Origin of the sequence: Vibrio sp. CB1-14, from assembly GCF_040412085.2 — a bacterium.
Lineage (GTDB): Bacteria > Pseudomonadota > Gammaproteobacteria > Enterobacterales > Vibrionaceae > Vibrio > Vibrio chaetopteri.
The window spans coordinates 2,925,838-2,951,250 of the sequence record NZ_CP115920.1; the positions used below are offsets into that span (position 1 = coordinate 2,925,838).

Consider the following 25,413-nt stretch of genomic DNA (forward strand, 5'->3'; position numbering starts at 1 on the left):
CCAATTAAAAAAACTATAATTATCAGATACGTAAAAAGTACCTAGTCATAAAAAGAGTCCTATTGACACGGAGTGTATTTGTGTCATTTTGACTCTAAAGGTGTCATGTGACTTAACTTCAATCGCCGACATTATTGTAACCTCGCCGGCGTGCGCCTTACCCCAAATGGAACAAAATTCGCTTTTTCACAGACAATAATTTCAAACTCAGTTTTTGCTGTGATTATTGTGTTGTGTTTATAGCCATTGAGAGTAAACTTGCCGCCCATTTAACCAAAACCCCAACAATACTAGGTGAAAACAATGTCGAACCGTGCTTCAGCGCTCAGTAATAGAATGAACATCGTTGCGCTGACGTGGCCTATTTTTATCGAGGTATTGCTGCGCACAGCCCTGAATACCACCGACGTATTCATGCTAAGTGGCTACTCCGATCAAGCGGTTTCTGCTGTCGGTGTGATCACTCAGATCAGCTTCTTCCTCATTGTGATCTCAATGATGGTCAGCAGTGGTACTGGGATCTTGATCGCTCAATACAATGGTGCCTCCAAATTCGCTGAGGCGGCACAAACAGGTGTCGCGAGTATTCTGCTGGCACTTGTTGTGGGTTTTGGATTGAGTTTAGCGCTATTTTTAGGTGCCGAGCATTTTATTGCCTTGTTTGGCCTAGAAGAGCAGGTGGCAGACTTTGGTTACGATTATCTGATCATCAGTGGTTCAATGACCTTTAACGTGACGCTGGGTATTGTACTGACGACCATTCTTCGCAGTCATGGCTATTCTCGCTCACCTATGATGATCAACCTGATCGCCGGTGTGATTAACATCGCAGGTAACTACATCGCCCTGTATCAGCCTTTTGGACTGCCTGTCTTTGGCGTCAGCGGTGTGGCTACCGCAACGGTGGTGAGTCAACTGATTGGTACTTTGCTGATGATTGGTATGGTGCGGGCGAAAAAAATCGAGCTACCCTTTGCCACATGGCGCGATATTCCAAATCAGCTTTATAAGAAAATCATTAAGATTGGCGTTATGAACGCTGGCGAAGTGCTGTCTTATAACATGGCGCAAATGGCGATTGTTTACTTTGTGGTGCAAATGGGTACCGCGTCATTGGCTGCGTTCACTTACACACAGAACATCACGCGTGTCTCGTTTGCTTTTGCCTTAGCGCTCGGTCAGGCGGGACAAATCCAAACCAGCTACTTCATAGGGAAAGGTTGGTCTGATGATATTCTCAATCGCGTGCAAAAGTACTATCTCGTCGGCCTTGCCGCATCGATCAGTATTGTGGTGAGCTTGTTTATCTTCCGCTACCCACTGATTGACCTGTTCACTCAAGATCCAGAGATCGTTACTTTAGTCGCACTTCTCATCGGTGGTTCTATTTTTGTTGAGTCTGGTCGCGTCTCTAACCTGATCTTTATCGCGGCTCTCAAAGGTGCAGGTGATATCAAGTTCCCGGTGCAAATGGGTATTTTAAGCATGTGGGGTGTTGCCGTTATGTTTGCCTACTTACTCGGTATTCACTGGGGCTACGGCATACTTGGCGCCTGGATAGCAATTGGTATGGATGAGTGGCTGCGTGGGATTGTGATGATCCGTCGCTGGCGCTCAAAGGTTTGGACACGCTTTGCGCTGACCTAGTCCTTCCGCACTCCCTAGACCTATCAATAAAGAGCTCGAGCCATCATGGCTCGAGCTACAAATTACTTTTCTCGTATCGAACGCAGTATGGATTCATACAATGCTTCTTTAAGCCACTTGGCCTTATCGTTAAGCTGAGACTGCTTTGGCCAAATAAGGGAAATATCAAAATCCGCTACTGGAACAGGAGGAGGCACAGCAGTAAGGTGCGATTGCATCAAACTGATTTGCGCCATTTTTTTCTGGAACGATGGCAAACATCGCTCGCCCACTGACAAGCCGACCAATCGTAAGAAAGTTGCGTGATACCGCAGTGACTGCGCGACTGAGCCCAACGGCATCCAAGTGCTTGTCCACATTACTTGAGAACGCGCCTTCTGGGCTAACCAAACAGTGAGGTAAAGAGACGAAAGTTTCGATATCGACCTGTTCAATATCTACCATAGACTGGTCATATATGCAGACATGCTTCTCGGTATACAACTTCTGACTTGCAAACTGCTCATCAAGTTCAGGAATGCTACCAATGATCATATCTAGGCTCTCCTGCTCACTAAGTTGCTTGTAGCTGTTTCGGTTCACATTGACAAAGCTAACTCGAGAATGAGGCGCATCGGACAAAATGGCATCGTAAATCACGGGTCCAAAAATGAACTCGGCATAATCGGTCAAACCAATTTTACACACCCCTCGATACTCATTTGGATCAAACTCACTGCTAGGTAGCACCTTATGCTCAACCAGATTAAGGATTTGTTCCACAGCAGGAAATAGCTCACTCGCTCTCTCAGTGGGCACCATTTGATGCCCTTTGCGCTCAAATAGCTTGTCCCCACACAGTTCACGCAGTTTTGCCAAGCTATGACTCATCGCAGACTGACTGACAAAGCATTTTTGTGCAGCGAGCGACACACTTCGTGTCTGATACAGCCGATAAAATACAATCAGTAAGTTGAGATCTATACGTTTCCAGTCCAGTTTTTCTTGTCCCATTTTATTCATAGTAGATATCAAAACTATCGATTTGAATCATTATATCTCAGGCTCTACTATCAGTACCAACTGAAAATTTGATTATCAATTGGGTTATATTGTGTCTACTCAACCTTCCGCTGCGCAAAACGAAGCACATGACAATGAGCAATCATCACTGTTTGCTATCTTCAAAATCTTTTTCGGCCTTGGCTGGGTAAGCTTTGGCGGACCTGCAGCGCACATTGGCTATTTTCGCAACACCTTCGTTGAAAAGCTCGGCTGGCTACGTGATGAAGAGTACGCTCAGATCGTTGCTCTGAGTCAGTTCCTCCCAGGCCCCGGCTCGAGTCAGGTTGGTTTTGCCGTGGGGTATCAACGCGCTGGCCTTGGTGGGGGCATCATGGCTTTTTTGGGCTTCACCTTACCTTCCGTGATACTTATGTTGCTTCTAGCGGTACTCAGTAGCCAGCTTACTGAATCCAGCTATTTTCAAAATGTCGTACATGGTTTGAAATTATTGGCTGTACTCGTGGTGGCCGATGCTGCATGGGGTATGTACAGGAATTTCTGTAAATCTCCGCTCACTGTCACTTTATGTATCGGTACCGCCATTGCCCTACTGCTATTTCAAAGCGTCGCAAGCCAAGTGTTGGTACTCGTGATTGCTGCAGCTGTTGGCGTGCGCTATCTCGCCCATGGTAATGTCACCAAAGACAAGCCAGCCTCTGCCACCCGCTCATTTTCATGGCTACCACTTGCAAGCTTTTTTGTGTTGCTGCTCACTCTTCCCCTTGTTGGCACATACTCATCATCGGTACAGCTATTTTCCGATTTTTATCAAGCGGGTAGTCTAGTGTTTGGCGGCGGGCATGTGGTTCTGCCATTGCTGCAAAATATTGTTGGCGATCAGCTTACGCAAGATGCCTTTTTGACCGGGTATGCTGCTGCTCAAGCCGTTCCAGGCCCAATGTTTACCTTTGCTACCTATATCGGTTATGAGCTTATGCCGTCAGCGCCTTTGCTCGGTGCCATCATTGCTACCCTTGGCGTTTTTGTGCCTGGCTTTCTACTGCTTGTTGGCGTGCTGAAAAACTGGCAACAACTGGCTGCTATTCCTGCTGTATCCGGTGCATTGGTTGGCGTCAATGCTGCTGTGGTGGGACTGCTGCTGTCCGCTCTGTATCAACCGGTGTTTACTAGCGCAGTCATCACACCGCTCGATCTCTGCTGGGTGCTATTAGGAGCACTATTAATGAAGCAGTTCAAGTTACCGATCGTTTGGATGGTCATCTGCTTTGCTGCTGCCGGATTCATGGCGCCAAGTGTTGCAAATTTAATCTAAATCAAAGTTATAGCGGATTACTGCTGTGATAGCTCGCAACCTATTAAAAGCATTTCTACACTAATTATTGGGGGCGAATGCCCCCTGTGATACTAGCAATAAAAGGGTTAATGGTAATAAAAGACAATTAATGACTCAATTCACCTAAGACATGCATGCTCCATCAGAGTACACACCACTCGATATGCCTCCATGACAAAGGGTGATATTCAGGAGGTGAGTTATGGATAGCACAAAACTAGGTCAATCTCTGCATACGAGCTCAAATGCCGATACTATTGGTGAAGCGATTAAACACACCCATCGCAAAATCTCTCATCAAGCTCCTGAAATTGTACGACTGGCTTTTGCCAGTTACGACGATGTGCGAGGCACACTGAAGACTTTTGCGCACAGCACAGAACTTGGCAGCCCACTACTTCATTACAGTGCGCCAATCAACAGTCAGTCCTCTCTTGGTAAAAGCATTACTCGCCAACAAGCGCGGGTGCTCAATGACATCCTATCAACCGTAACCAGTGCTAGTAGACATTCACATTGGTTGCTCGAACAAGGCTATCAATCATCGTTAACGCAACCTATTTTCGATGATGGCCAATTTCTTGGCATGCTGTTCTACGATGCCACTCAACCGCACTACTTTGACTCCGCGACCCGAGAAGAACTCGTCGCCCACTCAACACCACTGCTCGAAGTGATTACTCATCAACGTCGCTGCGTCAACGCGATGACAGACTTGGGTCATGTAGTGAGACGCACCAACTTTGAGCACCAAGATGAGAGCTTAGATCACGCCTACCGGGTTGGTCAGTTTGCTCATATTATCGGCACCGAGCTTGCGCAGCTTTATCAGTTGGATGATGAAACTTTGGATCATATCGTGCAGTTTGCTCAGTTGCATGATATTGGGAAATACTCAGCGCTTGGCACCTCTTCGCAAAGTCTATGGCTTGAAGATTGGGGGAATCACTTACAACTGACCGCTCAAATCCAACACGGTTTAAATCTAGTTAATGATTTGGCACGACAAATCCATGAGCAGCAACACACCTGTGTGCAATTGCTACGTGACATCATTCAATATCATCATGAATATTTAGATGGCAGTGGCGCCCCACTTGGTTTGCGCCACGCTGACATACCAGTGTCAGCTCGCATTGTTACTGTTGCTAACATTTTTGATGCTCTAACAAGTCATCGCTATTACAGCGAATCTTGGTCATTGACTCACGCCCTGCTTGAGCTCGAAAAAATGGTGGCCATGGGCAAGCTTGATGGTAATTGTGTACAAGCACTTCGAGCCCAGCAAGACGCTGTCAGGCTTGTGATGCAGTCGGTTCACGTACCAAGAGTTTAACGCTCATGTAAGCGCAAGTGATCTCATAGCTTGCGCTCGATGTTGAAGTGACTCCTCGTAAACAGATCTGAGTTTTTACTCAAATTATGTGCTAAAGGCCTCATTTATCAGTCACTCCCTTCTTGCAGTCCCTAATCACAGTGACTAGTATTGTATTGTTAACAATCAATTAACATAACTACAACTATAAAATCTATCGTTCTACACGCAAACGGAGTTCAAGAATGATACAGCCTAATAACGAAACGACTACTTCTAGCTGTACGCTACCGCCGCCCAATGAAATGATCCTAAAGTGGGCGCATGAAAAACCGAATGAGGTTTACCTCAAACAGATCATCAATCGTGAGTTCGTAGAATTTACTTATGCCGATGTTGCTGATAAAGCGCTGAGACTCGTCAGCGCACTACGATCACTTGGGGTGCAGCCGGGTGATAAAGTCGCACTGATATCGAAAAACTGTGCTGAATGGTTCATCTGTGATTTAGCTATGATGCTTGGCGATTATGTCAGCGTACCTATTTTCCCAACGGCCGGCCCTGACACTATTGAGTACTGCTTAACACACAGTGAGAGTAAAGCGCTTATTGCCGGTAAGCTTGATGACCCAACGGCAACCAGTGAAGTCATCAGTGGACTGGATTCGCTTATCACCGTTTCACTGCCTTACGATACAGCGCCGAGCTGCCAACACAGCTTTACTCAGCTTGTAGCCGATCATCAGCCAAGTGAAGAGCGTCCAGTGCACTATGACGACAAACTGATGTCTTTGGTTTATACCTCTGGTACATCTGGTCTTCCAAAAGGGGCGATGCTGACTTATGGCGCATTCAACTGGTCAGTACAAAGGTTGATTGACCACATAGGAATTGAGCCCAACGACCGCTTATTCTCATACCTACCACTGGCACACATTACAGAACGTGTCTACATCTTCGGCTCGTCGGTCATCGGTGGCGTACCAACAGCTTTCCCAGAATCTCTCGATACCTTTATCGAAGATGTGAAGATGCAGCGCCCAACGCTGTTTATCTCAGTACCACGATTGTGGAACTTGTTCCAACAGCGAATCCAAGACAAGCTGCCACAGAAAAAGCTCAACATCTTACTGAAGATCCCATTTGTAAATTCACTTATTAAGAAGAAGCTCGCCGATGGCCTAGGCTTAGACCAAGCTCGTGTGTTGGGCTGCGGATCAGCGCCAGTATCGCCAGCTCTACTTGAGTGGTATCACAGTGTCGGCCTTAACATTACTGAAGCTTGGGGGATGACCGAATCGTTCGCCTACAGCACGATTAATCATCCATTCAGAGCCGACAAAATTGGTAGCGTGGGTAATGGAGGGCCAGGGATTGAGCTGAAAATTGCCGACGATGACGAGATCATGGTGCGCAGTCAGGGTATGTTCTCCGGCTACTACAAAAATGACATTGCCACTCAGGAGTCTTTTGACAGCGACGGTTGGCTGCATACCGGTGATATTGGTGTTATCGATAGCGAAGGCTATTTAACCATTCGCGGCCGTAAGAAAGACACTTTTAAAACAGCAAAAGGTAAGTTCGTTGCTCCTGTACCGATTGAGAACAAGCTCGCAGAATACAGTCGTGTCGAGATGATGTGTCTGATCGGACTAGGCCTGCCAGCGCCTATCTTATTGGTCGTGCCTCACGACTTCCCTAACTTTGACCGTGAGCGCTACGCACGAACCGCAGAGCGCGTCATCAAGCGTATGAACCAAGAGTTAGAGTCCCATGCTCAAATCAAAGGTGTGTTGATGGTTAAGGAGCCATGGAGCATTGAAAATGGCTTGCTAACCCCTACCTTGAAAATTAAACGTCATCTTCTCGAGCAGAAATACCACGAAGTGGGTCAAAACTGGCCTAAAGGTCAGTTGGTGGTGTGGGAAGAGTAACTACTCTTTAATCAAGAATAGGCGACCTCAAGGTCGCCTATTTTATTTCCAGAAAGGTCTATGACTTTCTTGTTTCGCCTCATAGGGGCTAATGCCGACATCATCAAGCAATCGGTCTGACATCTCTGCAAGTGCTTTTCGAGTTCTGTAATTTCGATACCAAACGCTAAGTACAGTTAAGATATTCTTTCTCAGTTGAAATCCATCGTTTTCCAGCTCTGTACATTCGAGCTTCGTAATTGTTCTGTCCATTTGTTTTCCCTCCGTCTTTTCGTATAATTTTTGTGCACACAGAGAAAACTGACAAACGATCTATCCTGTCATTGAGTTAAGGAAAACTTAAGTGAAAGAAAAACTCCCTCCACTACAAGGGCTGTATTATTTCTATCAAGCAGCCAAGCTTGGCAGCTTTAAAGATGCGGCAGCAACGCTTTATGTCTCGGCAGCGGCGATTAGCCAGCAGATACGGCAGTTAGAAGAGCTGCTTGGTTGCGAACTGTTTTATCGACAGCACAGAAAAGTCATGCTCACTGCTGAAGGGCACTCGCTCTTTAAGGAGTTGAGTCAGGGGTTTGAACATATCCTGCGCGGCGTTCAGAGCATTCATAACGACGCAGAGCCCAATCGGCTTTCAATCTCCACCCTTCCCTCTTTTGCGCAGCATTGGTTGGTGCCTAGAATTCAGAGCTTTCGTGAGCAGCATTCAGAACTTAGTCTGCTTCTCGAACCAAACAACAAACTGGTTACTTTCAAAGACGATTCAGTGGATATCTGTATTCGCTATGGTGAGGGGCATTACCCTGATGTAGAGAGCCGACTTTTGATGGAGGATATTATCTATCCCGTTTGCCATCCCCTGTATCAGCAGCAATATGGAATCCACACTATCCATGATCTGCATAAAGCCGACTTAATTGAAGATACATGGCCTGATATGGATTGGAGTTTATGGCTCAATCATGTCGGCGCGCCTATCGGCACGCGAACGCTCCAGTATAATGGGGCGCACTTTGTGGTAGAGGGGGCACTGTCTGTGCAAGGTGTCGGATTGATTAAACACAGCCTGGCTTATCGATACATTAAAGAAGGGACATTAGTTCGTATTGGCGATTTCGCATTAAAGCCTCGATTCGCCTACTACGTATGTGCACCGGTAAATCATTTCAATCGCCCTAAAATCCAAACTTTTTTGTCTTGGCTAAGCAAAGAAGTGGATGAGTTTAAGCGCTGTGATATGTCGCACCTCACCATCATCGATACCGACTACGTTCTAAGACCAAGCTCTCTGTAGAACCTAATAATTAGGCTATAAAAAAACCCGCCGAATGGCGGGTTTTTACTATCTGAAGTTAAAGACCAATTACTTGTTGTCTTCTTTCGCTTTAGCGATAACTTCTTCAGCAACGTTTGCTGGACATGGTGCGTAGTGTTCGAACTCCATAGAGAACTGACCACGACCTGAAGTGATAGTACGTAGGTGACCGATGTAGCCAAACATTTCTGATAGAGGAACGTTAGCTTTAATACGAACACCAGTAGTACCAGCTTGCTGGTCTTTGATCATACCACGACGACGGTTAAGGTCACCGATTACGTCACCAACGTGATCTTCTGGAGTGAACACGTCAACGTGCATGATTGGCTCAAGAAGCTGTGCACCAGCTTTTGGCATAGACTGACGGAATGCACCTTTCGCTGCGATTTCGTAAGCGATTGCCGAAGAGTCAACTGCGTGGAATGAACCGTCGAATAGCTCAACTTCTACGTCTAGCGTAGGGAAGCCAGCTAGAACACCGTTGTCCATCATGCTCGCGAAGCCTTTCTCAACTGCTGGCCAGAATTCCTTAGGAACGTTACCACCAACAACTGAAGAAGAGAACGTGAAGCCAGAGTTCGCTTCGCCTGGTTTGATACGGTAGTCGATTTTCGCGAACTGACCAGAACCACCAGATTGCTTCTTGTGCGTGTAGCTATCTTCAACTGGTTGAGTGATAGTTTCACGGTAAGCTACCTGTGGTGCACCTACTTCTAGCTCAACGCCGTAAGTACGCTTAAGGATGTCTACCTTGATGTCTAGGTGAAGTTCACCCATACCTTTAAGGATAGTTTCACCTGAATCTTCATCAGTCTCAACTTGGAAAGATGGATCTTCTGCAACCATTTTACCGATCGCAATACCCATTTTCTCAGTAGAACCTTTGTCTTTTGGAGAAACAGCAATAGAAATTACTGGTTCTGGGAAGATCATAGCTTCTAGAGTACATTCGTGCTTAGGATCACATAGAGTGTGACCAGTTTGAACGTTCTTCATACCAACAACAGCGATGATGTCACCAGCTTGTGCTTCAGTAAGTTCGTTACGCTCGTCAGCCTGCATCTCACACATACGACCGATACGCTCTGTTTTACCAGTCGCAGAGTTAAGGATAGTGTCACCCTTCTTCAAGCGGCCTGAGTAAATACGGATGAACGTAAGAGCACCGAAACGGTCGTCCATGATTTTGAATGCTAGTGCGCGTAGTGGCTCATCTACAGATACTGTAGCAACTTCACCAGTCGCTTCACCAGTGTCTGGATCTGTTAGAGGTTGTGGGTCAACTTCAGTTGGAGCTGGTAGGTAATCTACAACAGCGTCAAGGATTAGCTGAACACCTTTGTTCTTAAATGCAGAACCACAGAATGTTGGGAAGAACGCTAGGTCACGAGTACCTTTACGGATACAACGCTTAAGGTCTTCGATAGAAGGCTCTTCACCTTCCATGTAAGCTTCCATTAGGTCGTCGTCTTGCTCTACAGCAGTCTCAACTAGCTCTTCACGGTAAGCTTCTAGATCGTCAACCATATCAGCTGGAACGTCTTGAACTTCGTAGTTTTCTGGAAGACCAGAATCATCCCAAACGTAAGCTTTACGGCTTAGTACGTCTACAACACCAACGAAATCGTCTTCACGACCGATAGGCAGAGTCATTACTAGTGGGTTAGCACCTAGAACGTTCTTAACTTGGTCAACAACGTTAAAGAAGTCTGCACCCATACGGTCTAGTTTGTTAACGAAGATCAGACGAGATACTTCTGATTCGTTAGCATAGCGCCAGTTTGTCTCTGACTGAGGCTCAACACCACCAGAACCACAGAATACACCGATACCGCCGTCTAGTACTTTAAGTGAACGATATACTTCAACTGTAAAGTCAACGTGTCCCGGAGTATCGATAACGTTTAGGCGGTGGCCGTTCCACTCACAAGTTACCGCAGCAGACTGGATTGTGATACCACGCTCAGCTTCCTGCTCCATGAAGTCAGTTGTAGACTCACCGTCGTGTACTTCACCAGTTTTGTGGATTTTACCAGTAAGCTTAAGGATACGCTCAGTGGTGGTAGTTTTACCCGCATCAACGTGCGCGAAAATACCAATGTTTCTGTACTTTGATAAATCTGCCATTGTCTTACTCTGTTTATAAGGTATAAATTGCGCGCAGAGTATATCACAATCTGTAAAGACCGATACCTCTGCGTGCATGTGTATTAAAAAAAAGTTATCCGAACCCGACTCGATAACACGCTACCTTGGGAGAAATGGTCTCTCAAGGCTTACGTCATCAAGCTTCAACGGGTTTGGGAGTTGTTACCAGATCGCAGTTAATTTTAGCTGCTCTTGGTGATTTTTCGATGTCATTTCGCAAAATCATACTTTCGTTGGCGGTATTCTACCTGAATTCAAGCAAAAACCACCATTAAAGTTCATCAAATGCTGAAATCGCTTCTGAAAGCTTCTTCACGCCGTGTATCTGCATGCCTTCAATGCCGCCTTTTGGCATGTTCGCCGCTGGAACAATCGCTTTTTTAAAGCCGTGTTTAAACGCTTCCATTAAACGCTCCTGGCCACTGGGTACCGGACGAATTTCACCCGCAAGACCCACTTCACCAAACACAACCACATCTTTTGGCAATGGACGGTCACGGAAACTGGAAAGCAGTGCCATAACTAAAGCAAGGTCAGCGCTGGTTTCTGTAACCTTCACACCACCCACTACATTGACGAATACATCTTGATCCGCCATTTGAAGCCCTCCGTGCTTGTGCAGTACCGCTAGTAACAACGACAAACGGTTTTGCTCAAGACCAACAGCCACTCGGCGCGGGTTCGCCAGTTGGCTATAATCCACCAGCGCTTGGATCTCAACAAGCAGCGGGCGAGTCCCCTCCCAAACCACCATCACTGAACTGCCCGAGGTTTCTTCTTCACCACGAGACAGGAAGATAGCCGACGGGTTACTGACTTCTTTTAAGCCCTGCCCTGTCATTGCGAACACTCCCAGCTCATTCACCGCGCCAAATCGGTTCTTGTGGCTGCGAAGTGTTCTAAATCGGCTATCGGTGCCCCCATCGAGAAGTACGGAACAGTCAATAATGTGCTCGAGCACTTTAGGGCCAGCTAACGTACCATCTTTAGTTACGTGGCCAACAATGAAAATCGCCACATTGTTTTGTTTTGCATAACGAGTTAATGCCGTCGCCGATTCGCGAACTTGAGCCACGCTACCAGGAGATGACTGAACATCAGCCACATGCATAACTTGAATCGAGTCGATAACCATCAACTTTGGCTGTTCTTTTTCAGCGATTTGGCAAATACGATCGACATTGGTTTCAGACAACATTTTAAGATGCTCTTTAGGCAGCCCTAAACGAGAAGCTCGCATCGCTACCTGCTGAAGCGACTCTTCGCCAGTAACATAAAGCGTCGGCATCTGTGAGGATAACCAACACATCGCTTGCAATAGGAGTGTCGACTTACCCGCACCAGGGTTACCACCAATCAGAATCGCTGCGCCTGGAACCACGCCGCCACCTAACACTCTATCTAGCTCTTTGAAGCCGCTGGTAAAACGTGGCACCTCTTGCAGGTCAATCTCAGACAGTGTTTGAATTGTCGATTCGTTTGCACCACCAGCATAGCCCGTTAGTCGCTCGTTGCGCGCGACTTGCGGAGATGCTGCTAAACGCACCTCACTGATCGTATTCCAACTGCCACAAGCATTACATTGCCCCTGCCAGCGTGGGAAATCTGCGCCACAATCATTACACACATAAGCTCTTTTCGCTTTTGCCATATTTTGAACTAACCTACTTACTCTGGTGCTATAAATGCACTGGGTTGCATTAATTATTGATTAATCTATTAGTTTTGAGCATCCAAACGCTCAAAGTATTGTCAAGTTATGACAATACACAAAGAATAAGGTGCAAGAATAACTTATCTTTCTTGTACATACCGTTAAGGTTTTCGGCATGGTAGCCGATATAGGGCATTACGCTGTACTTATTTTGATGAAATCCATCATCACAGGGACACTTTAACAAAACTCATGCAGCAAACAGAAATACTTTCCATCGCAGAGCGCTTGATATCAGCCTATCACGCAGAAGACTTCGAACTAGTGCTGAATCAAGTCACCGAAGGTGAATCTCCTTCTACCAAGTTGTTGGTAAAAATGGAGCTCAACCGTCTTATGGCACCGTGTCACAAGCGTATAGACTTACGTGGTCGCGTATCAACGAACTGCCACGAATATCAATTAGACGGACTGTCTCACTGGCTCGACGATCGTGCATTTAACTCCTACCATCACCTAACCCGGAAATACGGCGGTTATACAGAGGGGGTGTGGGAGCTTTTGGTCGATAAAAAAACCCTTAGCAACCTTGGTGATGAGCAGCGCAACGCCCACCGCGGCGATCTCACCGATCCACAAAGCCCATATGCTGCCAGCCCAATTAACTTAGGGTATGACCTAAAACGCAAAGAATGCCGTTTAAAAGTGGAATCGCAAGTCTCCATAACACTAGAAAATGGTGAAACCATCATTGGCCTCAGTGTCGACCTATCGAGTTCCGGTGCCAAATTCAAAGTCCCAGGCACCTTTGACTACGATTTAGGCCAGATCATTAGTGTGAGTTTCGATGAGCTTGCCGAAACCAGTCAGCTTAAAGAAATCACCAAGCCAATCGAGTATCGCGTTCTAGGCGTCGATGGGCTGCATGGCGTCTCACCTGTGAAATACTTGCGAACTCTAAGACTAACTCGCACTAACGCGGTTGAGCTTGTAGTTAATAACATGCTCAATACTGAGTCCAAAAAAGTTCGCCATGACAACCAAGATCGCATTACTCGTGCCCGTACCCGCGGTTTTGAACACACCTATCTTAAGCATGCTTGTAATCTACCGCTGTTTTTCAGCGGCAATGATCTTAAGGTCGCCTTGCTTACCGAAAACAACCAAGACATCTGGCGTTATTGGAATGACGAGCGTAACCAGCAATCACTGGCCTCATTATTCTCCACTGAACGTATGGAGATGTTGGTAAAGGCCGGAATCAAAGGTTGTAGCAACGTTCTTTATACCTTTACCCATGAGCACAACGGCATGAAGCTGTTTTACTCAATGATGATGCCAGAAGCCGAGCGCCAAGAGCGACAACTGTTCTGGCACGTGGGTGGACGACGCGCTAGCTGGCGCGCATTCCGTCTATCGGTGTTTGAACTTTCCACCGACGACATGCTGACTATTTCAAAACATTACGGCGAACTGGTTGGGCACGATGAAAAACTGACCCACTTTGGTATTTTGCAAGAGATCAGTGACGACAAGTCGGCCAGTGACTATCTGTTTACCGAAAAGCCGCGTCTACCAGCCAGTTCTTTGAACCGGTTTAGGCACCCGAGAAACGTCAAATCGCAGCCGCGTGGCCTGTATTTTGATGCAAAATCTCGTCGCAAGGAGCCCAGATATCAGTTTCGCTCCCCACTGGTGACGACAACACCGGACGGCACCACTATAGCAGGCGCCACGGTCGACTTATCCAAACATGGCGCCAGCATTCAGCTCACCGAGCCGCTTAACATACCTTCGGGCTCTCTTATCTCCATCGACTATCTAGAGCTAAAGCGCTACAACCAACGTATTCCACTTAACCAGGTGCCCTACGAAATCGTTCGTTTATCTGCAGATAGGAAGACCATTCACCTTAAAATTGTCGAGTCAGGTAAAACCGTCAAAACCATTGCGTTTTTCCGCGGTATTATCGAGAGCAATCAGGACAAATTGGTGGCTCAGCAAGAGATCTTGCCAAGCTCATCACTACTTGAAGCCCTGCATAATGTACTGCTTGGAAAGATGGTCTCGACACCCGTTTACGTCGATAAACGCGGCACATCTGTCAAATGTCGCTCGGTTGGGGTTAACTTCCCACTTCCTGGTTACTTACAGTTTTTTGAGCGTATCGGTCACGAGCAAAAGCTTGCGCTCGAACCTATCTTCAAAGGCCGCAGCAATTCGCTATTAGCTGAGCCTCTCAAGCGAAAGCCGGGAGCTAAGCCTGTCGCATTCGAACTGTACATAGGTGTGCTCAAGCTTGGGGATAGGATCCAATCGATTCACACCAAAGTACGCGATGAATTTGAATCAACCCAACAACGCATCAACTTTATTAAAGATGCGCTCAATATGGGGGAGCTCTATATCCTCCGGGTTACTTCAGGCCCAGTGTATGATGCCTTGACCACACTAATGAAAAAAGACATCAATGAACTATTGTCGTTAAGCCTCAGTCATGCGCGAAATCTTGAAAATGAAATGACCGCCATTATTGGCTATTGCGAATTGGTAGATATCACAGAAGAAGTGTTGATTCGCCTAGAGATGAATAGCTAACCGCGAAGCCTTGAACCGCTTACGAAAAACGGCCCCTACTAGGGCCGTTTTTATAAGCTTTACTGGATAAGCTCAAGCTTACCAGCCGATTTTTTTCTGCTTTGCCAGCAGCCCCGAAAGAATACAAACAATTCCGCCTAAACCTGCGTGCCTGATCGCTACCTGAGCCTGCGCTTCCACTTTTGGTTTCGCATGATAAGCGATGCCAAGTCCTGCTGCGCCCATCATTACTAAGTCATTGGCACCATCCCCTACGGCGATAGTGTTATGTGCTTCAACATCATACTCTTCGGCGAGATCTAGCAAGATGTCCGCTTTGGTTTGAGCCGATACCACATCACCCACGACTTCACCTAATAGCTTGCCTTCTTTGATTGCTAGTGTATTAGACTGAGCAAAATCCAAGTTCAACATCTCTTTGAGATGATCCGAAAAGTAAGTAAAACCACCAGAGGCAATCGCCGTCTTCCAGCCATAGCTTTGCAGCGTTTTGATCATCTCTTGAAGCTCTGGCATCAATGGCAGTGACTCACGAACCTCGGCCAAAATTGACTCATCGGCGCCTTTTAGCGCGGCGACACGTTGACGTAAGCTTTGCTCAAAGTCCAACTCCCCCTGCATCGCGCGCTCTGTCACCTCAGAGACTTGCTCACCAACGCCAGCAAGTATCGCGATCTCGTCAATACACTCGATTTGAATCGCGGTAGAATCCATATCCAGCACAATAACGCCTGGCTTGTTGAGATCAGGTACGTCGCACAAGCGTGCGTAATCGACATTCAATTCATCCAATATTTGGCTATGCTCAGCAGTTAAGTTGCCCTCCATTAGCGCAACCTCATAACGACCGACTTGCCAAATATCTAAAATGCGAGTGGTTTCTCCAACGTAAAAGTCCAAATCGTTGAACATGTCTGTCGACAGGTACTGTGCGTACACAATCCATGTTGCTGTACGTCGCTCTAAAGAATGAGCGAGAAGCGTCTCTGGGAATCGTTGTTTAAGTGGAATACGCTTACTGATTGCAAGCGGCTTAATAGCATCCATGGCTAATCCTTCCTTTAAATGTGCTCCCAAAACGTTACCTATTGCAATTTAGTTGTGCAAGCATCAATATGAACCAATTCGTCATTTCTTAGTACTTTTGCACTTTTATGGATGGTTCACTGTTTTCGTTTAGAAACTTTTTACGCTTAGTCGCGCTTTGTCTGATTGGTGCCATGGTGTTTTTTATCACCACCAATAGTGTGCTGATCAGTAAAGGCAACGAGCGTATTCAAGCCAATCAGCTCGAAGTTCTCTCCAAAGTTCTGATTTCTCAAGCCTCGCAATCGGCAAGACAGATGCTGATCGACCAAGATCAAGAGCGACTTGGAGCCTTGACCAACCAACTTGCTAGCGAGCGCCTAGTACTTGATGCGACCGTCTATGATTCAGAAGGGGTCAAAGTTGCAGCCAGTGATGCAGCAAAGACGGTTCGTGACGTGTTGGGACTCGATACCCCGCTGTCTACTGCGAGTATCGGCCGCCAGCAGCTCGTCGAACCGATCATTAACGACAACACCATTATTGGCTTCGTGCGCATTACCTTTGAGACCGGTAAAGTGACCGCTATCTCTGATCATCACTACCGCAAGAGTGATCGCTTTATGTACATGATGATCTTAATGAGTTTCTTATGTGGACTATTGCTGATGGTGCTGCTTCGCAAGCAGCCAAAGAATAAAGGCGAAAACCTATTGCTTAAGCAGCCTTAACAAAATAGTAGTCAAAACTAAAAAAGCCTCGCATTCGCGAGGCTTTTTCTATTCAGAAGGAACACTAAATTACTCAGCGTCACCCAGAAGAACGGAATCCAGTGCAATTTCCATCATTTCGTTGAACGTCGTTGCACGCTCATCAGATGTGGTTTGCTCACCCGTTTTAATGTGGTCTGAAACGGTACAGATAGCCAGAGCTTTCGCGCCATACTCTGCAGCAACACCGTAGATGCCTGCCGCTTCCATTTCCACACCAACAATGCCGTATTTGTCCATCACGTCGAACATTTCTGGATCTGGCGTGTAGAACAGCTCTGCTGAGAACAGGTTACCCACTTTTACGTCGATACCGCGTGCTTTTGCTGCTTCTTCCGCGTTTTTCACCATTTTGTAGTCAGCGATTGCTGCAAAGTCATGGTTCTTGAAGCGAATACGGTTCACTTTCGAGTCAGTACATGCGCCCATGCCGATAACAACGTCGCGTACTTTAATGTCTTCGCTTACCGCACCACAGCTGCCCACACGGATGATTTTTTTCACACCAAAGTCTTTGATAAGTTCAGTCACGTAGATTGAGCACGAAGGGATACCCATGCCGTGGCCCATTACTGAGATACGACGACCTTTGTAAGTGCCTGTGTAACCGTACATATTACGAACATCACACACTTGTACAGCGTCATCTAAGAAGGTATCCGCGATGTATTTTGCACGTAGTGGGTCACCCGGCATCAATACTACGTCAGCAAAATCACCCATTTCCGCATTAATGTGAGGAGTTGCCATTATTTTTTCCTTTATGTTGTTCGTGTAAATTTTAGGGTTGGAGCAAGATACGGCTAAGCACCTAAGGTACTCAGCCACTGTTAATTATAGGAAGTTCTTCCCGTAATCCATTGAGGATGTACCAAAGTAGCTTGCAAGGCTTTGACCAATATCAGCAAAGCTGTCACGAAGACCCAAAGAACCTGCTGGTACTTTTTGGCCGTAGACAATAACCGGGATATGCTCACGAGTATGGTCAGTACCCTGCCATGTTGGATCGCAGCCGTGGTCCGCTGTTAGAATCAGCACATCGTCTTCTTGCATCAGTTCAATGACTTCATGGATGCGTGAGTCAAAGTACTCAAGCGCTGCAGCATAACCTGCCACATCACGGCGGTGGCCGTATGCGGAATCAAAGTCGACAAAGTTAGTGAAAACGATGGTGTTATCACCTGCTTTTTGGATTTGCTCTTTCGTTGCTTCGAAAAGCGCAGGAATACCGGTTGCTTTCACTTTTTGAGTGATACCGCAATTGGCGTAGATATCGGCAATCTTACCGATAGAGACCACTTCGCCCTGCTTCTCTTCAACAAGCTTAGTCAGCACTGTTGGCGCTGGCGGCTCAACAGACAGGTCGCGACGGTTACCCGTGCGCTCAAATTGGCCTTTACCCGCACCGATAAATGGGCGCGCAATCACGCGGCCAATGTTGTAATCCTCTAGCTCTTCTCGGGCAATTTGGCAAAGCTCTAGTAGGCGGTCAAGACCGAAAGTCTCTTCATGACACGCGATTTGGAATACCGAGTCTGCAGAGGTGTAGAAGATAGGTTGCCCTGTCTTCATATGCTCTTCACCTAGGTCATCCAGCACTTGCGTGCCTGATGCGTGGCAGTTACCTAGGAAGCCATCAAGGCCCGCGCGATCAAGAATGCGGTCAGTCAGCTCTTTCGGGAAGCTGTTTTGCTTGTCAGTGAAGTAGCCCCAGTCAAACAGAACTGGAACACCGGCAATTTCCCAGTGACCTGACGGAGTATCTTTACCAGAAGATAGCTCAGCCGCGTGACCGTAAGCACCGATGATCTCAACGTCGTCGCGAAGACCAAGAGCAAGCTTACCGGTTGACTCTTTATGAGCCATCGCTAAGCCTAGTTTAGAAAGATTTGGAAGCTTCAATTCGCCGCTGCGCTGATCGTTGTCAGCCAGACCTTTCGCACACTGCTCTGCAATGTGACCCATTGTGTCTGAGCCGACATCACCAAATTTGTCCGCATCCGCGGTAGCGCCAATGCCAAAAGAATCTAACACTAAAATAAATGCACGTTTCATAACTTTCTCTCCGTCCTTATGCTAGGTCTTCCGCACGAATATGGCGGTATACACAAGGCGTTTCTGTATAAGGTTCATCTGAGACAGTAATCGCCGCTTTCAGCGCACTTGCCGCCTCTTGCCACTGAGCTTCACTGCGAGCATGAATCATCGCGAGTGGCTTGTCTTGGTTTGCCGTTTCGCCAAGCCTAATGAATTGGTCGAAACCGACCGCGTAATCGATAGCATCAGTAGCTACGCGGCGACCACCGCCCATACCTACTACTGCCATGCCGATTGCGCGCGTATCCATAGCAGAAACGATGCCTTCGGCATCTGCAAACACCGGCTTAATGATTTCTGCTTTTTCTAGGTAGTTGTCGTAGTTTTCAACAAAATCAGCTGGGCCACCAAGACCTTTCACCATTTTGCCAAAACACTCAGCCGCTTTGCCGTTATCGAGTACCTCGTTAAGCAAAGCTTCTGCTTGCTCTGTATCTTCTGCAAGCTTAGCCAGTACCAACATCTCACTACATAGCGCCATGGTCACTACGTACAAGCGTGAGTTACGGTATTCACCCGTTAGGAACTGCACTGCTTCCCGCACTTCAACAGCATTACCCGCAGACGATGCGAGTACCTGGTTCATATCGGTCAGGATAGCCGTCGTCTTAGTACCCGCACCATTAGCAACAGCAACAATAGAATTCGCCAGCTCTTCCGATGCTTCATAGGTTGGCATGAAAGCGCCCGAGCCCACTTTGACATCCATAACCAGAGATTCTAGGCCTGCGGCTAGCTTCTTCGACAAGATTGACGCTGTGATTAGCGAAATATTATCCACTGTTGCGGTGATATCACGAGTTGCGTAAACACGCTTGTCTGCTGGCGCAAGATCGCCAGTCTGACCAATAATCGCAACACCAGCATCTTTGGTCACTTCACCAAACACATCATTGGTCGGCGTAATGTTGTAACCCGGAATAGATTCCAGTTTATCCAGCGTACCACCTGTGTGGCCAAGGCCACGACCAGAAATCATAGGGACAAAGCCACCGCAAGCGGCAATCATTGGGCCAAGCATTAGCGACGTCACATCACCAACACCACCGGTTGAATGCTTATCGACAATCGGCCCGCCAAAATTCATATGGCTCCAGTCGATAACCATGCCAGAGTCACGCATGGCACAAGTCAGTGCAATACGCTCTGGCATGGTCATTTCATTGAAGAAGATGGTCATCGCAAATGCTGCAATTTGACCTTCTGATACCGTGTCTTTCGCAACGCCTTGAATGAAGAAGTTGATCTCTTCCGCGCTCAGTTCATGACCGTCGCGTTTTTTACGAATAATTTCTTGTGGTAAATACATTAGAGCCTCCACAGCGAAGTGCTGAAGTACAGAATAAGTGTAGGGTAGAAGTTGCGGGATTTGGGAGTGGTGGATTTTACCCCTCCTAGCCTCCCCTTATTAAGGGGAGGAACCACTGGTTCGCTTTCGCATCGCCTTATAAAAAAGTGCAACGTTACGTCAGTAACGAGCAGTGGTTCTCCCCCTTAATAAGGGGGAGCTAGAGGGGGTGAAAGCGCAGAACCAACGACCTACACTCCCGCAAAGTAACTTAGTAAGCGCTAGGATCCGCCGTCTCGTCAGTTACTTCTAATGTATTCAGTAGGTTGGTCAGTAGGCTTGATGCACCAAAGCGGTAGTGCATGTTGTCTGCCCAGTCTGCGCCTAAGATGTCGTCTGCCATTGCTAGGTACGCTGCTGCATCTTCTGCAGTACGTACGCCGCCAGCAGGTTTGAAACCAACTGTCTTTGCTACGCCCATATCGCGGATAACTTCTAGCATCATGCGAGCATATTCTGGCGTTGCGTTAACTGGCACTTTACCTGTTGAGGTTTTGATGAAGTCAGCGCCTGCTTTGATACAGATTTCTGATGCTTTCTTGATCAGAGCTTCTTCTTTTAGCTCGCCGGTTTCGATGATCACTTTCAGAAGAATGTCGCCACACGCTTCTTTACACTGTTTCACTAGCTCAAAACCCACTTCTTCGTTGCCAGCGATAAGTGCGCGGTATGGGAATACTACGTCTACTTCGTCTGCGCCGTAAGCAACTGCTGCTTTGGTTTCTGCTACAGCAATTTCGATGTCATCGTTGCCGTGTGGGAAGTTCGTTACCGTCGCGATACGTACTTCTGGCGTACCTTGTTCGCGAAGGGTTTTCTTAGCAATAGGAATAAAGCGAGGGTAAATACAGATCGCTGCTGTGTTACCCACAGCGGTTTTCGCGTCGTGACACAGTGCGATCACTTTTTCGTTTGTGTCGTCGTCATTTAGCGTGGTTAGATCCATAAGTTTAAGTGCACGTAGAGCTGCTGATTTTAAATCGCTCATTTCTATCTCCGGTCAATATATTCAATTAATTATCTGACAAACACGTCAGCAATAAATGAACGGACTTGGTTCCTTGAAGACTCGGTAGGGCAAACTCACTGCCTTACCAATTGCTATCCTTGTCACCGCACAGTACCTGCTCGTTAAGATCACCTGATTCCTATCTGGGTGAGAACTGGCTCTGGCTGTATAACCCATGAGTCTGCAATAAAGAAAAAACATCACGAGTTACTGAGTAGCCTATACAGTATAGGAGCGATATCTAAAACGGTAGTACTGATTAAAACGCAAACGGTTTGTATCTCAAAAAAAGTTCCGTTGTCCATCATTCATCCCTTATCCCAAAAGGACTATTGAGGTTTTCTGGTCCCCAAAAACCAAAAAAAGCCCCGCAGCAATCTCTTGCTACGGGGCGATTTATAATGGCGTCTATATACTGTTTAACCTAACGCGAGCAATTACATGCCAGCTAGAGTTAGACAGAAGCCTGCAATCGTTGCAGCCATCAGGTTAGATAGCGTACCAGCGATTACTGCTTTCACACCCATGCGAGCGATATCACCGCGACGCTTAGGCGCAAGGCTACCCAGACCACCTAGTAGGATTGCGATAGAAGATAGGTTCGCAAAACCACATAGAGCGAATGAGATGATTGCCTTAGTTTTCTCAGAAAGAACAACTGGCGCTGCTTCGCTTAGGTAAGGGGCAAACTGAGAGTATGCTACGAATTCGTTCGCAACGGTCTTCATACCGATGAACTCACCCGCGATAGTCGCTTCAGACCATGGCACACCTAGTAGGAATGCTAGTGGCGAGAACAACCAACCTAGAATCATTTCTAGACGTAGTTCAGGCATACCAACCCAGCCACCGATGCCACCAAGCATACCGTTAACTAGTGCGATAAGGCCGATGAATGCGATTAGCATTGCACCTACGTTAAGTGCTAGTTGAAGACCTGCTGATGCACCGCCCGCTGCTGCGTCGATAACGTTAGCTGGCTTGTCTTCGCCTTCTGCACTCATGTCATGTAGCTGATCAACTGGCTCTTCAGTTTCTGGCTTGATGATTTTAGCAAACAGAAGACCACCTGGTGCTGCCATGAATGATGCTGCAACTAGGTACTCGATTGGCACACCCATTGATGCGTAACCTGCTAGTACACCACCAGCGATAGAAGCTAGACCACCACACATTACTGCGAATAGTTCAGATTGCGTCATCTTAGGTACGAAAGGACGTACCACTAGAGGTGCTTCTGTTTGACCTACGAAAATGTTAGCTGCTGCTGACATAGATTCCGCACGAGAAGTACCTAGTGCTTTTTGCAGGCCGCCACCAAGAATCTTGATAACCCACTGCATAACACCTAGGTAGTAAAGTACAGAAATAAGCGCAGAGAAGAAGATTAGTGTAGGTAGTACACGGAAAGCGAAGATGAAACCGCCGCCGCCGAATACTTCAAACATTTTACCTGATACTAGGCCACCAAATAGGAATGACGTACCGTCATTACCGTAGTTGATAACGTTAGATACAGCGTCAGAGAAGCTGCGTAGTACTTCTTGTCCCCATGGAACGTAAAGAACGAATGCACCTAGTGCAAATTGGATAGCGAATGCGCCAGCCACGGTTCTGATATTAATAGCTTTGCGGTTGTCAGAAAGCAGTACTGCGATTGCAATAAGTGCGACCATACCAACCAGGCTCATAAACAGGCTCATAGTTTATGACTTCCTTATAATTAATAATTTGGCGTGTAACAAAATTTGAAGCTCAAAAGCGGGGGCGATTATACAAACCCACAGAAAAGAAAGTAGTACCCCCCTCACACTTTCGTCCTGAACACATGGGGGATACACTAAAGTTTGCGACCTAGATCACAAAAAGCAAGTGCAAACGATTTCGAATTCACAAATTAACGCATTTTTAGTCACAAAATCTAAACGTCAATTTGCCATTATTTGATAACTGTGAGGCAACCGTTTGCCCAGATTCATTTCGCAGCTCAATTAAAGACGTTAGCACCATGTTTACCATTTTGGGTTCGTTAGGAAGCCCTTGATAACCACTTAATGGCATATCAGGGGCATCCGTTTCTATTAACAAACTTTCCAACGGAATCGCGGCGATAGTAGCGCGTGTTTTCTTCGCTCTTGGATACGTGATCACACCGCCAACACCGATTTTTAACCCCAATTTGATGAAATCCATTGCCTGTTGAACGCTACCGCTAAATCCATGAACCACACCACTATATTTAGGAGGATTGCGTTTTAATAACGCCACCAAATCCTGATGCGCTTTTCGACAATGGAGTAAAATCGGCAATTGGCTCTGGTTAGCAATATCAATCTGAGCGTTGAGATACTGTTTTTGCAGCGTTTCATTTTCCCGGCCATGGTAGAAATCCAGACCGCATTCACCAATAGCGACACACTTTTCAGGCACTGAAGAGACAACCCTTGAGGCCAAATTATCCAGACTGTGTTCACTCAACCCATCGAGAAACTGTGGATGAAAGCCGAGTGCGTAATAGATGTCTTCATTCTGCTCACTAAGTATTTGAACGGCTGCCCAGTTACTTTCATTAATAGCAGGGACAATGATTTTCTCGACCCCTTGCTGTTTCGCATCGCTGAGCACTTGCTGCAAATCTTTTTGCTGTGCAAGTAAATCTAAATGACAGTGACTATCTATCATCGTCTTGCGGCTCTTTCTTGTATGGCACACAACTGCGCCTATTTTCTGGTGTTAAACCAAGTGACTCACACCATTGATCATATCTAGCAAGCCATCTCTTGAACAACTTCAACATGATGCTCCGCTCCTTCATCTAAAAACATTGTAATCGATTGCAATAACAAGATGTTGCGCTTCGATATACAAAGAATAGCTGTAATAGTTAGTGTTTTGTCACTAAGTTGTGACTTACACCTCAATGCTGCCATGCAAGGCGTTTTTTTTGCACACGCAAACGATAAAATGTCGCACATTGTTTGTAAACTGAACGGTTTGCTATCAGCATGACTGTTCATATATTTACAAACGACTACTTTCTAGGCACGAGTAATTTGGACATCGCCTAGCCTATCGAAACGTCAATGATGCCCCATCATTCGACACTATAAGGGAATTGATCGTGAAAAAAACTATTCTAAAAATGTCTGCACTTGCAGTGGCAGTAACTTCTTTTGGTGCATTCGCAGCAAAACCAGCAGTGGTTTACGATACAGCCGGTAAATTCGACAAATCGTTTAACGAAGCTGTATTCCAAAACGGTGTTAAAGTTTTCAATGCAGACAAAGGCATCAAAGTACGTGAATTTGAACCACAGAATGAAGCACAGCGCGAGCAAGGCCTACGCCGTCTAGCAAGCCGTGGTTTCACTCCAATCGTGGCGGTCGGCTTTAACATGGCATCTGCTGTTGAAAAAGTCGCGACTGAATTCCCAGACATTCAATTCACTATCATCGATATGGTAGTCGACAAGCCAAACGTTCAATCTATCGTCTTTAAAGAGCACGAAGGTTCATTCCTAGTGGGTGCGCTTGCCGCTAAAGCGTCTAAGACAGATAAAGTAGGCTTCGTTGGTGGTATGGATATCCCATTGATTCGTAAGTTCGAGTGTGGCTACCGCCAAGGTGCGAAATACGCAAACCCACAAATCGAAACCTTCCAAAACATGACTGGCTCTACGCCAGCAGCATTTGCTGACCCAGCAAAAGGCTCTGAGCTTGCGAAATCACAGTTCTCTAAAGGCGCTGACGTTATTTACGCAGCAGCTGGCGGCACAGGTATGGGTGTTTACCAAGCAGCGAAAGATGCGGGCAACTTCGCTATCGGTGTTGACTCAAACCAAAACCACCTACAACCAGGCACTATGCTGACTTCAATGGTTAAGAAAGTAGGCGTTGCCGCTTACAACACATGGGAAGATGCAGAGCAAGGCAATTGGGAAGCTGGCATCAAGGTACTAGGTCTTAAAGAAGGTGCGGTTGAGTGGGCATACGATGACTACAACAAAGATCTGATCACACCAGAAATGAAGACTTACCTAGATGGTCTTAAAGCTGACATCGTATCAGGCAAAATCGCCGTTCACGACTACATGTCTGACAACACATGTAACATCTAACGACTTCTCATTCAGAATGAAGGCCTAGGATTGGTATTTTTATCAATAACCTAGGCAACCATAACAACGCCGTTGCCCTCAAGCAGCGGCGTATAAT

19 protein-coding genes and 1 pseudogene are annotated in these 25,413 nt (G+C 46.7%); 8 read left to right on the plus strand and 12 right to left on the minus strand.

All coding sequences use genetic code 11. The annotated features are described in order from the left end of the window. Nucleotides 1-303 precede the first annotated feature (303 nt). Complete coding sequence (locus PG915_RS13295; RefSeq protein ID WP_353496943.1) at nucleotides 304-1,647, plus strand: MATE family efflux transporter; 1,344 nt, start codon at nucleotides 304-306, stop codon at nucleotides 1,645-1,647. Nucleotides 1,648-1,709: 62 nt separating this feature from the next. Here the strand turns inward: PG915_RS13295 and PG915_RS13300 are convergent. Next, nucleotides 1,710-2,649 (minus strand): annotated as a pseudogene (locus tag PG915_RS13300) (LysR family transcriptional regulator). Nucleotides 2,650-2,797: 148 nt separating this feature from the next. Between PG915_RS13300 and chrA the strand changes: the two are divergent. The 3 genes from chrA to PG915_RS13315 all read left to right on the plus strand — a co-directional run bounded on the left by chrA (nucleotide 2,798) and on the right by PG915_RS13315 (nucleotide 7,234). Continuing rightward, nucleotides 2,798-3,964 carry a chromate efflux transporter gene (gene chrA / locus PG915_RS13305; protein WP_353498727.1) on the plus strand — a complete coding sequence of 389 codons (1,167 nt, stop codon included), beginning with the start codon at nucleotides 2,798-2,800 and terminating at the stop codon, nucleotides 3,962-3,964. Nucleotides 3,965-4,187: 223 nt separating this feature from the next. Then, nucleotides 4,188-5,321 (plus strand): HD domain-containing phosphohydrolase, encoded by a 1,134-nt coding sequence (locus PG915_RS13310; protein ID WP_353496945.1) that lies wholly within the window; start codon nucleotides 4,188-4,190, stop codon nucleotides 5,319-5,321. Nucleotides 5,322-5,545: 224 nt separating this feature from the next. Beyond that, on the plus strand, nucleotides 5,546-7,234 hold the full coding sequence (locus PG915_RS13315) for an AMP-binding protein (RefSeq protein ID WP_353496946.1): 1,689 nt from the start codon (nucleotides 5,546-5,548) through the stop codon (nucleotides 7,232-7,234). A 42-nt stretch (nucleotides 7,235-7,276) separates the two neighbouring features. Here the strand turns inward: PG915_RS13315 and PG915_RS13320 are convergent, their stop codons facing one another. Beyond that, a complete protein-coding gene (locus tag PG915_RS13320) occupies nucleotides 7,277-7,486 on the minus strand; it encodes a DUF1127 domain-containing protein (RefSeq protein WP_353496947.1) in 210 nt (69 codons plus the stop codon). A 91-nt stretch (nucleotides 7,487-7,577) separates the two neighbouring features. On the opposite strand from PG915_RS13320, the gene PG915_RS13325 reads away from it, so the two are divergent. Then, nucleotides 7,578-8,525, plus strand: a complete 948-nt coding sequence (locus tag PG915_RS13325; protein ID WP_353496948.1) for a LysR substrate-binding domain-containing protein — start codon at nucleotides 7,578-7,580, stop codon at nucleotides 8,523-8,525. A 69-nt stretch (nucleotides 8,526-8,594) separates the two neighbouring features. Here the strand turns inward: PG915_RS13325 and fusA are convergent, their stop codons facing one another. Further along, nucleotides 8,595-10,676 (minus strand): elongation factor G, encoded by a 2,082-nt coding sequence (fusA, locus tag PG915_RS13330; RefSeq protein WP_353496949.1) that lies wholly within the window; start codon nucleotides 10,674-10,676, stop codon nucleotides 8,595-8,597. Between the two features lie 292 nt (nucleotides 10,677-10,968). Continuing rightward, the gene (gene radA / locus PG915_RS13335) at nucleotides 10,969-12,348 is read right to left on the minus strand and encodes a DNA repair protein RadA (RefSeq protein ID WP_338165214.1); all 1,380 of its coding nucleotides are present in this window, start codon (nucleotides 12,346-12,348) and stop codon (nucleotides 10,969-10,971) included. Between the two features lie 255 nt (nucleotides 12,349-12,603). Here radA and PG915_RS13340 point away from each other — a divergent pair, with 255 nt between their 5' ends. Further along, the gene (locus tag PG915_RS13340; RefSeq protein WP_353496950.1) at nucleotides 12,604-14,949 is read left to right on the plus strand and encodes a PilZ domain-containing protein; all 2,346 of its coding nucleotides are present in this window, start codon (nucleotides 12,604-12,606) and stop codon (nucleotides 14,947-14,949) included. A gap of 78 nt (nucleotides 14,950-15,027) precedes the next feature. Here the strand turns inward: PG915_RS13340 and serB are convergent, their stop codons facing one another. Then, entirely contained in the window at nucleotides 15,028-15,996 is a 969-nt protein-coding gene (gene serB / locus PG915_RS13345) for a phosphoserine phosphatase (RefSeq protein WP_353496951.1), read from the minus strand. Between the two features lie 107 nt (nucleotides 15,997-16,103). Here serB and PG915_RS13350 point away from each other — a divergent pair, with 107 nt between their 5' ends. After that, nucleotides 16,104-16,706 (plus strand): YtjB family periplasmic protein, encoded by a 603-nt coding sequence (locus tag PG915_RS13350; protein WP_353496952.1) that lies wholly within the window; start codon nucleotides 16,104-16,106, stop codon nucleotides 16,704-16,706. Between the two features lie 69 nt (nucleotides 16,707-16,775). Here the strand turns inward: PG915_RS13350 and deoD are convergent, their stop codons facing one another. The 7 genes from deoD to PG915_RS13385 all read right to left on the minus strand — a co-directional run bounded on the left by deoD (nucleotide 16,776) and on the right by PG915_RS13385 (nucleotide 23,996). After that, the gene (gene deoD / locus PG915_RS13355; protein ID WP_353496953.1) at nucleotides 16,776-17,495 is read right to left on the minus strand and encodes a purine-nucleoside phosphorylase; all 720 of its coding nucleotides are present in this window, start codon (nucleotides 17,493-17,495) and stop codon (nucleotides 16,776-16,778) included. 84 nt (nucleotides 17,496-17,579) lie between these two features. Beyond that, on the minus strand, nucleotides 17,580-18,800 hold the full coding sequence (locus PG915_RS13360; RefSeq protein WP_353496954.1) for a phosphopentomutase: 1,221 nt from the start codon (nucleotides 18,798-18,800) through the stop codon (nucleotides 17,580-17,582). Nucleotides 18,801-18,816: 16 nt separating this feature from the next. Further along, entirely contained in the window at nucleotides 18,817-20,151 is a 1,335-nt protein-coding gene (gene deoA / locus PG915_RS13365) for a thymidine phosphorylase (RefSeq protein WP_353496955.1), read from the minus strand. Between the two features lie 250 nt (nucleotides 20,152-20,401). Next, nucleotides 20,402-21,178 carry a deoxyribose-phosphate aldolase gene (deoC, locus tag PG915_RS13370; RefSeq protein WP_353496956.1) on the minus strand — a complete coding sequence of 259 codons (777 nt, stop codon included), beginning with the start codon at nucleotides 21,176-21,178 and terminating at the stop codon, nucleotides 20,402-20,404. A gap of 458 nt (nucleotides 21,179-21,636) precedes the next feature. Continuing rightward, complete coding sequence (locus tag PG915_RS13375) at nucleotides 21,637-22,902, minus strand: NupC/NupG family nucleoside CNT transporter (RefSeq protein ID WP_353496957.1); 1,266 nt, start codon at nucleotides 22,900-22,902, stop codon at nucleotides 21,637-21,639. Between the two features lie 205 nt (nucleotides 22,903-23,107). Continuing rightward, nucleotides 23,108-23,881 carry a TatD family hydrolase gene (locus tag PG915_RS13380; RefSeq protein ID WP_353496958.1) on the minus strand — a complete coding sequence of 258 codons (774 nt, stop codon included), beginning with the start codon at nucleotides 23,879-23,881 and terminating at the stop codon, nucleotides 23,108-23,110. Beyond that, the gene (locus PG915_RS13385) at nucleotides 23,871-23,996 is read right to left on the minus strand and encodes a DUF5363 family protein (RefSeq protein ID WP_353496959.1); all 126 of its coding nucleotides are present in this window, start codon (nucleotides 23,994-23,996) and stop codon (nucleotides 23,871-23,873) included. Before PG915_RS13385 ends, PG915_RS13380 begins: the two co-directional genes overlap by 11 nt. 324 nt (nucleotides 23,997-24,320) lie before the next feature. Here PG915_RS13385 and PG915_RS13390 point away from each other — a divergent pair, with 324 nt between their 5' ends. Next, entirely contained in the window at nucleotides 24,321-25,316 is a 996-nt protein-coding gene (locus PG915_RS13390; protein WP_353496960.1) for a BMP family lipoprotein, read from the plus strand. The last annotated feature ends 97 nt before the right edge of the window (nucleotides 25,317-25,413 follow it).

Excerpts from the sequence above, each read along its gene's own strand:
- PG915_RS13295 (WP_353496943.1), top strand. The coding sequence starts at position 304 with ATGTCGAACCGTGCTTCAGCGCTCAGTAATAGAATGAACATCGTTGCG.
- PG915_RS13310 (WP_353496945.1), top strand. The coding sequence starts at position 4,188 with ATGGATAGCACAAAACTAGGTCAATCTCTGCATACGAGCTCAAATGCC.
- PG915_RS13315 (WP_353496946.1), top strand. The coding sequence starts at position 5,546 with ATGATACAGCCTAATAACGAAACGACTACTTCTAGCTGTACGCTACCG.
- PG915_RS13320 (WP_353496947.1), bottom strand. The coding sequence starts at position 7,486 with ATGGACAGAACAATTACGAAGCTCGAATGTACAGAGCTGGAAAACGAT.
- fusA (WP_353496949.1), bottom strand. The coding sequence starts at position 10,676 with ATGGCAGATTTATCAAAGTACAGAAACATTGGTATTTTCGCGCACGTT.
- radA (WP_338165214.1), bottom strand. The coding sequence starts at position 12,348 with ATGGCAAAAGCGAAAAGAGCTTATGTGTGTAATGATTGTGGCGCAGAT.
- PG915_RS13340 (WP_353496950.1), top strand. The coding sequence starts at position 12,604 with ATGCAGCAAACAGAAATACTTTCCATCGCAGAGCGCTTGATATCAGCC.
- serB (WP_353496951.1), bottom strand. The coding sequence starts at position 15,996 with ATGGATGCTATTAAGCCGCTTGCAATCAGTAAGCGTATTCCACTTAAA.
- PG915_RS13350 (WP_353496952.1), top strand. The coding sequence starts at position 16,104 with ATGGATGGTTCACTGTTTTCGTTTAGAAACTTTTTACGCTTAGTCGCG.
- deoD (WP_353496953.1), bottom strand. The coding sequence starts at position 17,495 with ATGGCAACTCCTCACATTAATGCGGAAATGGGTGATTTTGCTGACGTA.
- PG915_RS13360 (WP_353496954.1), bottom strand. The coding sequence starts at position 18,800 with ATGAAACGTGCATTTATTTTAGTGTTAGATTCTTTTGGCATTGGCGCT.
- deoA (WP_353496955.1), bottom strand. The coding sequence starts at position 20,151 with ATGTATTTACCACAAGAAATTATTCGTAAAAAACGCGACGGTCATGAA.
- deoC (WP_353496956.1), bottom strand. The coding sequence starts at position 21,178 with ATGAGCGATTTAAAATCAGCAGCTCTACGTGCACTTAAACTTATGGAT.
- PG915_RS13375 (WP_353496957.1), bottom strand. The coding sequence starts at position 22,902 with ATGAGCCTGTTTATGAGCCTGGTTGGTATGGTCGCACTTATTGCAATC.
- PG915_RS13380 (WP_353496958.1), bottom strand. The coding sequence starts at position 23,881 with ATGATAGATAGTCACTGTCATTTAGATTTACTTGCACAGCAAAAAGAT.
- PG915_RS13385 (WP_353496959.1), bottom strand. The coding sequence starts at position 23,996 with ATGTTGAAGTTGTTCAAGAGATGGCTTGCTAGATATGATCAATGGTGT.